Raw genomic sequence first — 12,399 nt, 5'->3', positions numbered from 1 at the left:
GGGAGCTGACCGTGCAAACCCGGCTCCTCACGCTCGAGAGCGCCGACTGGGCCGCGCCCGGCTCCGACCCGGCCTGGATCGAGGCGGTGGAGGACGGCCAGGTGCTGTATTTCCCGCGGCTTTCCTTTGCGCTGTCGCCGGGCGAGCAGGCGCTGCTCGGCCCGGCGCTGCTGCAGCCGGGCGTGCGCAACATCAGCCTGGACGCCGCCGGCCAGCTCAAGGGCGTGGCCGGCGAGGCGCCGGTGCAGGCGCAGGCCCGGGCCCTGATAGAGCGCTTTGCCGCGCAGTCCCTGCAGCTGGTGCACACGCTCTTTCCCAAGTACCAGGGCCAGCTGCGGCTGGCGCCGACCAGCCTGCGTCCGGTGGGCGTCTCCAACCGCAGGCAGTCGTGGCGCGCCGACGACCGCCGCCTGCACGTCGATGCGTTTCCGTCGCGGCCCAACCGCGGCGAGCGCATCCTGCGCGTGTTCTCCAACATCAACCCGCACGGCCAGCCGCGGGTCTGGCGGATCGGCGAGCCGTTCGGCGACGTGGCGCGCCGCTTCCTGCCGGTCGCGCGGCGCTATTCGCCGCTGCAGGCCCGGCTGCTGCGGGCGCTGGGCGTGACCAAGTCGCTGCGCAGCGAATACGACCACCTGATGCTGCAGCTGCACGACCTGATGAAGGCCGACGCCGGCTACCAGGCGGAGGCGCCGCAGCAGACCATGGAGTTCCCCCCGGGCAGCACCTGGGTCTGCTTTTCCGACCAGACGGTGCACGCGGCGATGTCCGGCCAGCACATGATCGAGCGCACGTTCCACCTGCCGGTGGCCAGCCAATACAATCGGGAAGCGAGCCCGCTCGCGATCCTGACCCGCCTCGCGGGCCATCCGCTGATCTAGCGGCGGCCAGAATTCCCGGCCGGACGACGCTGTCCGGCCTTTCCTTTTTTTGAAGACTTCAGACATGGCGACCATTCCCATCACCAAGCGCGGCGCGGAAAAGCTCAAGGCCGAACTGCATGAACTCAAGACCGTGCAGCGGCCCTGGGTGATCAACGCCATCGCCGAGGCGCGCGCCCAGGGCGACCTGTCGGAAAACGCCGAATACGAAGCGGCCAAGGACCGGCAGGGCTTCATCGAAGGCCGGATCCAGGAGGTGGAGAGCAAGCTGTCGGCGGCGCAGATCATCGACCCGTCGGCGGTGGATGCCGAGGGCCGGGTCGTGTTCGGCGCCACGGTGCAGCTGGAAGAGGAGGAATCGGGCGAGAAGGTGACCTACCAGATCGTCGGCGAGGACGAGGCCGACCTGAAAAAGGGCCTGGTCAACATCTCCAGCCCGATCGCCCGCGCCCTGATCGGCAAGGAAGTGGGCGACACCGCCGAAGTGCAGGCGCCCGGCGGCCTCAAGCGCTACGAAATCGTGGCAGTGAGCTACGTGTGAGCCTGCAGCGCCTGCCGTCCGGTCTCGCGCTGCTGGCGGCGGCGCTGTGGTGGGGCAGCCTGACGGTCACGGGGTTCGTCACCGTGCCGCTGCTCTTCACCCACCTGCCCACGCCGGCCATCGCCGGCAACATGGCGGCCCGGCTGTTCGCGGCCCAGACCTGGATCGCGCTGGGCTGCGGCATCCTGCTGCTGGCCATCGCACGGGGCCGGGATTCCGAAGCCAGGATCGACTGGGGCGGCGGCGCCATGGCCTTCATCGCCGGCGGCATGCTGCTGGCGCTGCTGTCCGAATTCGCGGTGGCGCCGCGGATCGTCGCGCGCGACAACCTGCCGCTGTGGCACGCAGTCGGCAGCGGGATGTACCTGCTGCAATGGGTGTGCGCCGGAGTGACGCTGTGGAAGCTGGGCAGCCGCCTCAGGTCTGCCGGCCCTTCTTGATCGACTTCTGCTTGGGCGCCTTGGCGCGCCGCACCTGGCCGCCCGGCGTCAGCCGCTGGTTGCCCAGCACCCGCAGCGTCTTGACTTCCGGTCGCTGGCCGGCCTGCTTGCTGTACTTGAGCACCTTGAACTCGCGCGGGCCCGGCATCCGGTCCTCGTCGTCGCTGGCCGCCTTGGCCTTGGGCGGCTTGGGCCGCCACAGCACCAGCAGCTTGCCGATGTGCTGGATCGGCGCAGCGCCCAGGTCGTCGGCGAGCGACTGGTACATGGCCTCGCGCTGCACCCGGTCGTCGCCGTGGACGCGGACCTTGATCAGCCCGTGGGCGCTCAGCGCGGCGTCGATTTCCTTGCGCACGTTGTCCGTGAGGCCGTCGTTGCCGATCATCACGACCGGGTCGAGATGGTGGGCTTCGGCGCGGTGGACTTTGCGCTGTTGCACTGTCAGTTGGATTTGGGGCATGGGGGGATTATCCCGCCTGGAGCCGGGAGCGGACAGCCGGACGCAGAGGACGCAGAAGTGCGTCACTTCTGCGTCCTCTGCGTCCGGCATCCGTCTTGGCCCAGAATCGGCATCCAGATGAAAAAGAGCAGCAAAGTCAACCGCGCGTGGATCAACGACCACGTCAACGACCCCTACGTGAAGCAGGCCCAGAAGGAGGGCTATCGGGCCCGGGCGGCCTACAAGCTCAAGGAGATCGACGAGACGCTGGGCCTGATCAAGCCCGGCCAGCTGGTGGTGGACCTGGGCTCGGCGCCGGGCGCCTGGAGCCAGTACCTGCGCCGCAAGCTGTCGCCCAGGGGCGCCGCCCAGGGCGAACTCAACGGCACCATCCTGGCGATCGACATCCTGCCGATGGAGCCGGTGGAGGGCGTGCAGTTCCTGCAGGGCGACTTCACCGAACCCGGCCCGCTGGCCCAGCTGGAGGCGCTGCTGGCCGGGCGCAAGGCGGACATGGTGGTCTCGGACATGGCGCCCAACCTGTCGGGCATCGACTCGGCCGACATGGCACGGATCTCCCACCTGGTGGAACTGGCGGTGGACTTTTCGCTGGCGCACATGAAGCCGCAGGGGGCGCTGGTGGTCAAGCTGTTCCACGGCAGCGGCTACAGCCAGCTTGTCAAGCTCTTCAAGGAGACCTTCAAGGTGGTCAAGCCGATCAAACCGAAGGCGTCGCGCGACAAATCCTCCGAGACATTCCTCGTGGGCATGGGGCTGAAGGCGCCGAGGTAAAGCCTGTGACATTCGTCAAGATGTCCCTGCGTTTCCGGGGGGCGGCGTCGCCAAAATACATCATTGCATAGCTTGAAACGCCTAGAATGGGGCGCAAGTAGCTCGAGTACCCTCCCCGGAGACAGACGTTGAACAATCAGTGGTTTTCTAAAATTGCCGTGTGGCTGGTGATCGCCCTCGTGCTCTTCACGGTCTTCAAGCAGTTCGACACCCGCGGCGCCGCCGGCGCCAGCGTGATGGGCTACTCGGACTTCCTGGAAGAGGTGCGCGGCAAGCGGATCAAGAACGCGATCATCCAGGAAGGGCAGGGCGGCACCGAGATCATCGCCGTCACCAATGACGACCGCAAGGTCCGCACCACCGCCACCTACCTGGACCGCGGCCTGGTCGGCGACCTGATCAACAACGGCGTGAAGTTCGACGTCAAGCCGCGCGAAGAGGGCTCGCTGCTGATGACGCTGCTGGTCAGCTGGGGACCGATGCTGCTGCTGATCGGCGTCTGGATCTACTTCATGCGCCAGATGCAGGGCGGCGGCAAGGGCGGGGCCTTCAGCTTCGGCAAGAGCAAGGCCCGGATGCTCGACGAGAACAACAACACCGTGACGTTCGCGGATGTCGCCGGCTGCGACGAGGCCAAGGAAGAAGTCAAGGAAGTCGTGGATTTCCTGAAGGACCCGCAGAAATTCCAGAAGCTGGGCGGGCGCATTCCGCGCGGCCTGCTGCTGGTCGGCCCCCCGGGCACCGGCAAGACGCTGCTGGCCAAGGGCATCGCGGGTGAAGCCAAGGTGCCGTTCTTCTCGATCTCCGGTTCGGACTTCGTCGAGATGTTCGTCGGCGTGGGCGCGGCCCGCGTGCGCGACATGTTCGAGAACGCCAAGAAGAACGCGCCCTGCATCATCTTCATCGACGAAATCGACGCCGTCGGCCGCCAGCGTGGCGCCGGCCTGGGCGGCGGCAACGACGAGCGCGAGCAGACCCTCAACCAGATGCTGGTCGAGATGGACGGCTTCGAGACCAACCTGGGCGTGATCGTGGTCGCGGCCACCAACCGCCCGGACATCCTGGACGCCGCCCTGCTGCGTCCGGGCCGCTTCGACCGCCAGGTCTACGTGCAGCTGCCGGACATCCGCGGCCGCGAGCAGATCCTGAACGTGCACATGCGCAAGGTGCCGATCGGCCAGGACGTGAACGCCAGTGTGATCGCCCGTGGCACGCCCGGCATGTCCGGCGCCGACCTGGCCAACCTGTGCAACGAAGCCGCCCTGATGGCCGCCCGCCGCAATGCCCGCGTCGTCGAGATGCAGGACTTCGAGAAGGCCAAGGACAAGATCTTCATGGGCCCCGAGCGCAAGTCCATGGTGATGCCGGAAGAAGAGCGCCGCAACACCGCGTACCACGAGTCCGGCCACGCGCTGATCGGCAAGCTGCTGCCCAAGACCGACCCGGTGCACAAGGTCACCATCATCCCGCGCGGCCGCGCGCTGGGCGTGACCATGAGCCTGCCGGCCCAGGACCGCTACAGCTACGACAGCGAATACATGCTGAACCAGATCAGCATGCTGTTCGGCGGCCGGATCGCCGAGGAAGTGTTCATGAACCAGATGACCACCGGCGCGTCCAATGACTTCGAGCGCGCCACCCAGCTGGCCCGCGACATGGTGATGCGCTACGGCATGACGGATGCCCTGGGCCCGATGGTGTACGCCGAGAACGAGGGCGAAGTGTTCCTGGGCCGCTCGGTGACCAAGACCACCAACATGAGCGAGCAGACCATGCAGAAGGTGGACGCCGAGGTGCGCCGCATCATCGACGAGCAGTACAACCTGGCCCGTCGCCTGATCGAGGACAACAAGGACAAGATGCACGCGATGGCCAAGGCGCTGCTGGAATGGGAAACCATCGACAGCGAGCAGCTGGACGACATCATGGCCGGCAAGGAGCCGCGCCCGCCCAAGGACTGGACGCCGCGCACGCCTCCGTCGGGCAGCGGCGGCGGCTCCGGCGGCAGCACGGTGGCGCCGGAGCCGGCGCCGACGGCGGCCTGAGCGGCCTGCCGGCGACAACAAGGGGCCTCGCGGCCCCTTTTTTCATGGGCGCTACATGGTCACCAGCATCGCCGCGACCGCAATCGCCATCAGGGCGGTGCCGGCCCAGCCCAGCCAGCGCAGCCGGGTGCTGACGACGAAATCGCCCATCACCTTGCGGTTGCTGGCCATCAGCATCATCACCGCCATGATCGGCACGGCGATCACGCCGTTCATCACCGCGCTCCAGAACAGCGCCTTGATCGGGTCGATGCCGGTGAAGCCCAGCGCCATGCCGATCACGGTGGACAGGGCGATGATCGAATAGAAGCCCTTGGCGCGGCTGGGCGGCAGCTCCAGCCCGCGCTTCCAGTGGAAGGCGCCTGCCATCGCATAGGCGGCCGAGCCGGCCAGCACCGGGATGGCGAGAAAGCCGGTGCCGATGATGCCCAGGCTGAAGAGGGCGAAGGCCAGCTGGCCGGCCACGGGCTTGAGCGCCGAGGCGGCCTGGGCCGAGGTCTGGATGTCGGTGACGCCGTGGGCGTGCAGCGTCAGGGCGGTGGTCAGGATGATGAAGAACGCCACCAGGTTGGAAAACGCCATCCCGATCACGGTGTCCACCTGGATGCGGCGGAAACTGGCGCCCGCCTGCTTCGGCGCCTCGATCAGGGGCAGGGCGCCGGGCGTGGCCTGCTGCTCCTCCACTTCCTGCGAGGCCTGCCAGAAGAACAGGTAGGGGCTGATGGTGGTGCCGAACACCGCCACCATCGTGGTGACGTATTGCGCGTTCCAGGCGATGTGCGGCCAGAAGGTCGCGGCCAGCACCTGCGCCCACGGGATCTGGACCGTGAACACCACGCCGACATACGCCAGCAGCGCCAGCGTCAGCCACTTCAGCCAGGGCACGTAGCGGGTGTACGGGACGAACACCTGCAGCAGCAGCGAGACCGTCCCGAACAGCAGGGTGTAGAGATGGACCGGCCCGCCGGCCAGCAGCCGGGCCGCCTCGCCCATGGCCGAGACGTCGGCGGCGATGTTGATGGTGTTGGCCACCACCAGCAGCAGCACCACGCCATAGAGCAGCCAGCGCGGATAGTGGCGCCGGATGTTGCCGGCCAGGCCGTGCCCGGTGACGCGGCCGATGCGGGCGCTGACCACCTGGATCGCCACCATCAGCGGCCAGGTGAGCAGCACCGTCCACAGCATGCTCAGGCCGAACTGGGCGCCGGCCTGGGAATAGGTGGCGATGCCGCTGGGATCGTCGTCGGCGGCGCCGGTGATCAGGCCGGGGCCGAGCTTGCGCACCCAGGAGCGCTCCGGTTCGTCGATGGTGTCTGCTGGCAAGAAAATGTCCGTGTTCGGGGAGTCTGGCCGGATTGGAGCACGCCGCGCCTGACCGCAGCCCCGCCGCGCCGGACCATGCGGGACAATCGCCGCATGCATTGGCAAACAGCGCGCTTTTCGATCGACCTGGCCCGGCCCAGGCTGATGGGCATCGTCAATGTCACGCCCGATTCGTTCTATGACGGCGGCCTGCATGCGGGCACGCGCGCCGCGCTGGCGCATTGCGAGCGGCTGCTTGCCGAGGGCGCCGACATCCTGGACATCGGCGGCGAATCCAGCCGCCCCGGCTCGCCGCCGGTGCCGCTGGACGAGGAACTGGCCCGGGTGCTGCCGGTGCTGCGGGAGGCGGTGAAACTGGGCGTGCCGATCTCGGTGGACAGCTACAAGCCGCAGACGATGCGGGCGGCGCTGGCCGAGGGCGCCGACATCGTCAACGACATCCGGGCGCTGCGGCAGCCCGGCGCGCTGGAAGCGGTCGCGGCCCATCCGGCTTGCGGCGTCTGCCTGATGCACATGCACGGCGACCCGCAGACCATGCAGCGCTCGCCGCTGGCGGGCGACGCCGTGCCGCAGGTGCACGAGTTTCTCCGGCAGCAGACGGCCCTGCTGCTGGCCGCCGGCGTCGCCCGGGCCCGGATCGCCTGGGACCCGGGCATCGGCTTCGGCAAGACGCCGCCGCAGAACTTCGCGCTGCTGGCGCGCCAGCGCGAGCTGCTCGCGGACGGCTATCCGCTGCTGGCGGCGTGGTCGCGCAAGTCCTCGCTGGGCGCCGTCACCGGCCTGCCGGTGGAGGAGCGGCTCGCGCCCAGCATCGCCGCGGCGCTGCTGGCCGTGGAGCGCGGCGCGCGCATCGTGCGCGTCCACGACGTCAGGGAAACGGCGGCGGCCCTGAAGGTCTGGGCCGCCGCTACAATTTTTTCAACAACAGACCAGCCAGGCAGTCCCCCATGAGCAGAACCTATTTCGGCACCGACGGCATCCGCGGCACGGTCGGCCAGCCCCCCATCACCCCCGACTTCGTGCTCAAGCTGGCGCACGCGGTCGGCCGGGTGCTGAAGAAGACCATCGACCGACCCACGGTGCTGATCGGCAAGGACACCCGCATCTCCGGCTACATGCTGGAAAGCGCGCTGGAATCGGGCTTCAACTCCGCCGGCGTCGACGTGGTGCTGCTGGGCCCGTTGCCGACGCCGGGCGTCGCCTACCTCACGCGGGCCCAGCGCGCCGACCTGGGCGTCGTCATCAGCGCCAGCCACAACCCGTTCGCCGACAACGGCATCAAGTTCTTCAGCGCCACCGGCACCAAGCTGTCCGACGACTGGGAGCTCGAAGTGGAGGCGGAAGTGGCCAAGCCGCCGGTCTGGGCCGACTCGGCCAACCTGGGCAAGACCCGGCGGCTGGACGACGCGGCCGGCCGCTACATCGAGTTCTGCAAGAGCACCTTCGCCCACAACCTCACGCTCAAGGGCGTGAGCATGGTGATCGACGCCGCCCACGGGGCGGCGTACCACATCGCGCCCAAGGTGTTCCACGAGCTCGGCGCCGAGATCGCCTGCATCGGCTGCTCGCCCGACGGCCTGAACATCAACGACCACATCGGCGCCACCCATCCGCAGACCCTGGTCGATACCGTGAAGATGCACATGGCCGATTTCGGCGTGGCGCTGGACGGCGACGCCGACCGGCTGCAGATCGTCGATTCGGCCGGGCGCCTCTACAACGGCGACGAGCTGCTGTACCTGATGGTGTGCGAGCGGCTGGACCGCGGCGAGAAGGTCCCCGGCGCGGTCGGCACGCTGATGACCAACATGGCGGTGGAGCTGGCGCTGCGCGAGCGCGGGGTCGAGTTCGTGCGGGCCAAGGTCGGCGACCGCTACGTGCTGGAGGAGCTGGAAAAGCGCGGCTGGCTGCTGGGCGGCGAGGGCTCGGGCCACCTGCTGGCGCTGGACAAGCACACCACCGGCGACGGGCTGATCAGCGCGCTGCAGGTGCTGCAGGCCACGGTGCGCAGCGGCAAGTCGCTGTCGCAGCTGCTCAAGAACGTCACGCTGTTCCCGCAGACCCTGATCAACGTCAAGCTCGCCCCCGGCCAGGACTTCAGGAAGAACACCCAGCTGGCCAGCGAAAGCCAGCGCATCGAGGCGGAGCTGGGCGCTTCCGGCCGCATCCTGATCCGGCCCAGCGGCACCGAGCCGGTGGTGCGCGTGATGGTGGAGGCGCGCGACGCCAAGCAGGCGCGCAGCAGCGCCGAGCGGCTGGCCGAAGCGGTGAGGGCCGGTTGACGGCGCCGCCGGCCAGCGTGGTCGCGGTCCACCGCAGCGGCAGCCACAGCTTCAGCAAGTTCGCCGAAGACGCCGTCACCCTGGTGCCGGGCATCGGCGTGCAGGGCGACGCCCATTCGGGCACGACGGTGCAACACCGCTCGCGGGTGGCGCGCGATCCCAGCCAGCCCAACCTGCGCCAGGTCCACCTGCTGCATGCGGAGCTGTTCGACGAACTGATGGAGGCCGGCTTTCCGGTCTGGCCCGGCGAGCTGGGCGAGAACCTCACCACCCGCGGCGTCGACCTGCTGGCCCTGGCCACGGGAACCAGGCTGCACCTGGGCGAGAGCGCGGTGGTCGAAGTGACCGGGCTGCGCAACCCCTGTTCGCAGATCGACAAGTTCCAGCGCGGGCTCACCGCCGCGGTGCTGGACCGCGATGCGGCCGGCAACCTGGTGCGCAAGGCGGGCGTGATGGCCGTGGTGCTCGCCGGCGGCCAGGTGCGGCCGGGCGACGTCATCCGCATCGAAGCGCCGGCCGGACCCTTGCGGGCGCTGGAACCGGTCTAGCCGGCAGGGCCGGCGGCGCCGTCCTCGCGCTCGGCCTTGGCGAAGATGTCCCAGGCGGCGACGAACATCGCCGCGATCACCGGGCCGATGACGAAGCCGTTGAGGCCGAAGATCGCCATCCCGCCCAGCGTGGAAAACAGCACCAGGTAGTCCGGCAGCTGGGTGTCCTTGCCCACCAGCACCGGCCGCAGCAGGTTGTCCACCAGGCCGATCACCAGCACGCCCCAGGCGATCAGGCCGAAGCCCTGCCACAGCGAACCCGTGACCAGCAACCAGATGGCCACCGGCAGCCAGACGATGGCGGCGCCGATCGCCGGCAGCAGCGACAGCATCGCCATCACCGCGCCCCACAGCATCGCACCCGGAACGCCCAGGAAGCCCAGCGCCAGGCCGCCCAGCGCGCCCTGGATCAGCGCCACCAGGATGTTGCCTTTGACGGTGGCCCGCACGACGGTCACGAACTTGTCGAACAGTTGCCGCTTGCGATGCCGCTGCAGCGGCATCGCCTCCACGATGCTGGACGACAGCGCCGGTCCGTCGCGCAGCAGGAAGAACAGCAGGTACAGCATCAGGAAGAAGCTGACCAGGAAGTCGAAGGTGGTCTGGCCGATGCTCAGGGCCTGCGCCGTCAGCGCCTGGCCGCTTTGCGACAGGCTGGCCACGAACCGGCGCTGCGCCTGCGTCACGTCCAGCAGGCCGAAGCGCTCGGCCAGCTGGCGCAGCCAGGCCGGCAGGCTGTCGACGATCTGCTGGAAGTACTGCGCCGGGTTGAGCTCGCCCGACTTGACCCGGCCGTAGATCGCCGCGGCTTCCTGCGTCACCGACACCGTCAGCAGCACCAGCGGCAGGATCGCCACCACCAGCGTGATGCCCAGCGTCGCCAGCGCCGCCAGGGTGGCGCGCTGCGGGCCGAAGCGCCGCAGCAGCCGGCGGTGCAGCGGCAGGAACACGATGGCGATGAAGATCGCCCACCAGATCGCGCCGTTGAACGGCCAGATGATCAGGCCGAAGGCGACCGTCACCAGCACCAGCAGCGCCAGGAACACCTTGTTCTGCAGTTCGGGGGAGTTCAGCGGCGTCGGCATGGGCCGAGCATAGCCGGTGACGCGCGCGTGACGGGCCACGGACCGTCATCCGGTTGCCATCAAGCTGTCACATGGCGCGCCCAGACTCGGTTCCATGGACGGCTACGAGAACACCCACTGATGCGCTACCGCGCCATCTTCATCTCCGACCTGCACCTGGGAACCCCCGGCTGCCAGGCGCGGGAACTGCTCGACTTCCTCAAGGCCTGCGACAGCGATTACCTCTACCTGGTCGGCGACATCGTCGACGGCTGGCAGCTGCGGCGCCGCTGGCACTGGCCGCAGGCGCACAACGACGTGGTGCAGAAGCTGCTGCGGCGCGCCCGCAAGGGCTGCGAAGTGGTGTACGTGCCGGGCAACCACGACGAGTTCGCGCGCCAGTACTGCGGCCACCATTTCGGCGGCATCGAGGTGCGCCGGGAAGCGGTGCACCTGACCGCCGACGGCCGCCGGCTGTGGGTGGTGCACGGCGACGATTTCGACGGCGTGATCCAGTGCGCCAAGTGGCTGGCCTACCTGGGCGACAACCTCTACGAGTTCACGCTCAGGCTCAATCGCCATCTCAACCGGCTGCGCGGCCGGCTGGGGCTGCCGTACTGGTCGCTCTCGGCCTATCTCAAGCACAAGGTCAAGAAGGCGCTGAACTACGTCGCCGATTTCGAGGCCGCCGTCGCCGCCGAGGCCCGCCGGCGCGGCCACCACGGCGTGGTCTGCGGCCACATCCACCGCGCCGAGATGCGCGAGATCGGCGGCACCCTGTACTGCAACGACGGCGACTGGGTGGAAAGCCGCACGGCCCTGGCCGAGCACTTCGACGGCCGGCTCGAACTGCTGCACTGGATGCCGGGCGGCGAGGCGCCGTCGGCGCAGGGCGAGGCGCCGGAACTCGGGCTGGAACTGGAGGCGGCGTGAAGATCGCCCTGGTGACCGACGCCTGGCAACCCCAGGTCAACGGCGTCGTGACCACCCTGGTGGAACTGGTGCGGGAACTGGAGCAGGCCGGCCACCGGCTGGAAGTGATCCACCCCCATCTGTTTCGCACCCGGCCCTGTCCGGGCTACGACGGCATCGATCTGGCGGTCGCCCCGGCGCTCGAGCTGGCGCGCCGGCTGGATGCGTTCCAGCCCGACGCGATCCACCTGGCCACCGAAGGCCCGCTGGGCTGGTCCGGGCGCCGTTATTGCCTGCAGCGCCGGCTGGCCTTCACCACCGCCTTCCACACGCGCTTTCCGGAGATCCTGCACGCGGCACTGCGCGTCCCGCTGTCCTGGGGCTATGCGCTGTTCCGGCATTTCCACCGGCCGTCGGCCGGCGTGCTGGTGCCGACTCAGGGCGTGCTGGAGATGCTGCAGCGGCGCGGCTTTCGCAACCTCAGGCCCTGGACCCATGGCGTCGATACCGCGCTGTTCAGGTTCCACCCGCAGCCGCGCAACGACGCACCGCACGGCAGCCTGCGCCGGCCGGTCGCGCTGTTCGTCGGGCGGGTGTCTTACGAGAAGAACATCGACGCCTTCCTGGCGCTGGAGTTGCCCGGCAGCAAGGTGGTCTGCGGTGTCGGGCCGGTGCTGGACACGCTCAGGAAGCGCTATCCCCAGGTGCACTGGCTCGGGTTGCTGCCGCGCGACGAACTGGCGAAGGTGTACGCGGCGGCCGACCTGTTCGTCTTTCCCAGCCGGTCAGAGACCTTCGGGCTGGTGATGGCCGAGGCCATGGCCTGCGGCACGCCGGTGGCCGCGTACCCGGTGGACGGGCCGCTGGAGGTGCTGGGGCGGCGGGACCTGGACGGCGGCGGCCGCCTGGGCGGCGCGCTGCACGAGGACCTGCGGCTGGCCTGCTTCCGGGCGCTGGCCGTGCCGCGCGAGCACGCGCGGCTGCGGGCGCTGGACTTCAGCTGGCGCCGGGCCGGCGAGCTGTTCGCGGGCCATCTGGTGCCGGCCCGGCCGCGGCCGGCCGGTGCCGGGCGCGCCGACCCGCTGGTGCCGGCCCCAAAACCGTCGTCGAGCGCGTGATACTGTGGGCGAAC

General features: G+C 69.1%; 13 protein-coding genes. 10 read left to right on the top strand and 3 right to left on the bottom strand.

Going from position 1 to position 12,399, the window contains the following annotated elements:
• Positions 1-11: 11 nt before the first annotated feature.
• The 3 genes from ACFPOE_RS08230 (at position 12) to ACFPOE_RS08220 (ending at position 1,862) form a co-directional block, all read left to right on the top strand.
• The gene (locus ACFPOE_RS08230; protein WP_376849602.1) at positions 12-881 is read left to right on the top strand and encodes a Kdo hydroxylase family protein; all 870 of its coding nucleotides are present in this window, start codon (positions 12-14) and stop codon (positions 879-881) included.
• Positions 882-945: 64 nt separating this feature from the next.
• Positions 946-1,422, top strand: coding sequence for a transcription elongation factor GreA (greA, locus tag ACFPOE_RS08225; RefSeq protein ID WP_376849601.1), 477 nt, complete (start codon positions 946-948; stop codon positions 1,420-1,422).
• Positions 1,419-1,862 carry a DUF4149 domain-containing protein gene (locus ACFPOE_RS08220; RefSeq protein WP_376849600.1) on the top strand — a complete coding sequence of 148 codons (444 nt, stop codon included), beginning with the start codon at positions 1,419-1,421 and terminating at the stop codon, positions 1,860-1,862. The genes greA and ACFPOE_RS08220 overlap by 4 nt, the downstream gene beginning before the upstream one ends.
• Here the strand turns inward: ACFPOE_RS08220 and ACFPOE_RS08215 are convergent.
• Entirely contained in the window at positions 1,840-2,322 is a 483-nt protein-coding gene (locus ACFPOE_RS08215; RefSeq protein ID WP_376849599.1) for a YhbY family RNA-binding protein, read from the bottom strand. The genes ACFPOE_RS08220 and ACFPOE_RS08215 overlap by 23 nt on opposite strands.
• 117 nt (positions 2,323-2,439) lie before the next feature.
• Here ACFPOE_RS08215 and ACFPOE_RS08210 point away from each other — a divergent pair, with 117 nt between their 5' ends.
• Both ACFPOE_RS08210 and ftsH read left to right on the top strand, forming a co-directional pair.
• Positions 2,440-3,093 carry an RlmE family RNA methyltransferase gene (locus ACFPOE_RS08210; protein ID WP_376849598.1) on the top strand — a complete coding sequence of 218 codons (654 nt, stop codon included), beginning with the start codon at positions 2,440-2,442 and terminating at the stop codon, positions 3,091-3,093.
• A gap of 128 nt (positions 3,094-3,221) precedes the next feature.
• The gene (ftsH, locus tag ACFPOE_RS08205) at positions 3,222-5,138 is read left to right on the top strand and encodes an ATP-dependent zinc metalloprotease FtsH (protein ID WP_376849597.1); all 1,917 of its coding nucleotides are present in this window, start codon (positions 3,222-3,224) and stop codon (positions 5,136-5,138) included.
• Between the two features lie 51 nt (positions 5,139-5,189).
• Here ftsH and ACFPOE_RS08200 read toward each other — a convergent pair whose 3' ends face one another.
• A complete protein-coding gene (locus ACFPOE_RS08200) occupies positions 5,190-6,461 on the bottom strand; it encodes an NRAMP family divalent metal transporter (protein WP_376849596.1) in 1,272 nt (423 codons plus the stop codon).
• Between the two features lie 93 nt (positions 6,462-6,554).
• Here ACFPOE_RS08200 and folP point away from each other — a divergent pair, with 93 nt between their 5' ends.
• Genes folP through ACFPOE_RS08185 form a run of 3 tightly spaced genes read left to right on the top strand, consistent with a single transcriptional unit; the run spans position 6,555 to position 9,291 of the window.
• Positions 6,555-7,412: a dihydropteroate synthase gene (folP, locus tag ACFPOE_RS08195; RefSeq protein ID WP_376849595.1), complete on the top strand. Its 858-nt coding sequence runs from the start codon at positions 6,555-6,557 to the stop codon at positions 7,410-7,412.
• Positions 7,409-8,743 carry a phosphoglucosamine mutase gene (gene glmM, locus ACFPOE_RS08190; RefSeq protein ID WP_376849594.1) on the top strand — a complete coding sequence of 445 codons (1,335 nt, stop codon included), beginning with the start codon at positions 7,409-7,411 and terminating at the stop codon, positions 8,741-8,743. The genes folP and glmM overlap by 4 nt, the downstream gene beginning before the upstream one ends.
• Positions 8,740-9,291, top strand: coding sequence for an MOSC domain-containing protein (locus ACFPOE_RS08185; protein ID WP_376849593.1), 552 nt, complete (start codon positions 8,740-8,742; stop codon positions 9,289-9,291). The genes glmM and ACFPOE_RS08185 overlap by 4 nt, the downstream gene beginning before the upstream one ends.
• Here ACFPOE_RS08185 and ACFPOE_RS08180 read toward each other — a convergent pair.
• Positions 9,288-10,376 (bottom strand): AI-2E family transporter, encoded by a 1,089-nt coding sequence (locus ACFPOE_RS08180; protein ID WP_376849592.1) that lies wholly within the window; start codon positions 10,374-10,376, stop codon positions 9,288-9,290. The genes ACFPOE_RS08185 and ACFPOE_RS08180 overlap by 4 nt on opposite strands.
• Here ACFPOE_RS08180 and ACFPOE_RS08175 point away from each other — a divergent pair.
• Together ACFPOE_RS08175 and ACFPOE_RS08170 are read left to right on the top strand one after the other, a co-directional pair.
• On the top strand, positions 10,344-11,288 hold the full coding sequence (locus tag ACFPOE_RS08175; protein WP_376850623.1) for a UDP-2,3-diacylglucosamine diphosphatase: 945 nt from the start codon (positions 10,344-10,346) through the stop codon (positions 11,286-11,288). The genes ACFPOE_RS08180 and ACFPOE_RS08175 overlap by 33 nt on opposite strands.
• Positions 11,285-12,385, top strand: a complete 1,101-nt coding sequence (locus tag ACFPOE_RS08170) for a glycosyltransferase family 4 protein (RefSeq protein ID WP_376849591.1) — start codon at positions 11,285-11,287, stop codon at positions 12,383-12,385. Before ACFPOE_RS08175 ends, ACFPOE_RS08170 begins: the two co-directional genes overlap by 4 nt.
• Positions 12,386-12,399: the final 14 nt, after the last annotated feature.

This window comes from Caenimonas terrae, from assembly GCF_042655405.1.
Lineage (GTDB): Bacteria > Pseudomonadota > Gammaproteobacteria > Burkholderiales > Burkholderiaceae_C > Ramlibacter > Ramlibacter terrae_A.
This window is presented reverse-complemented; position numbering and strand designations above follow the sequence as displayed.

Bases quoted from the DNA above. Each gene is read 5' to 3' on its own strand.
- greA (WP_376849601.1), top strand. From the start codon at position 946: ATGGCGACCATTCCCATCACCAAGCGCGGCGCGGAAAAGCTCAAGGCC.
- ACFPOE_RS08215 (WP_376849599.1), bottom strand. From the start codon at position 2,322: ATGCCCCAAATCCAACTGACAGTGCAACAGCGCAAAGTCCACCGCGCC.
- ACFPOE_RS08210 (WP_376849598.1), top strand. From the start codon at position 2,440: ATGAAAAAGAGCAGCAAAGTCAACCGCGCGTGGATCAACGACCACGTC.
- folP (WP_376849595.1), top strand. From the start codon at position 6,555: ATGCATTGGCAAACAGCGCGCTTTTCGATCGACCTGGCCCGGCCCAGG.
- glmM (WP_376849594.1), top strand. From the start codon at position 7,409: ATGAGCAGAACCTATTTCGGCACCGACGGCATCCGCGGCACGGTCGGC.
- ACFPOE_RS08180 (WP_376849592.1), bottom strand. From the start codon at position 10,376: ATGCCGACGCCGCTGAACTCCCCCGAACTGCAGAACAAGGTGTTCCTG.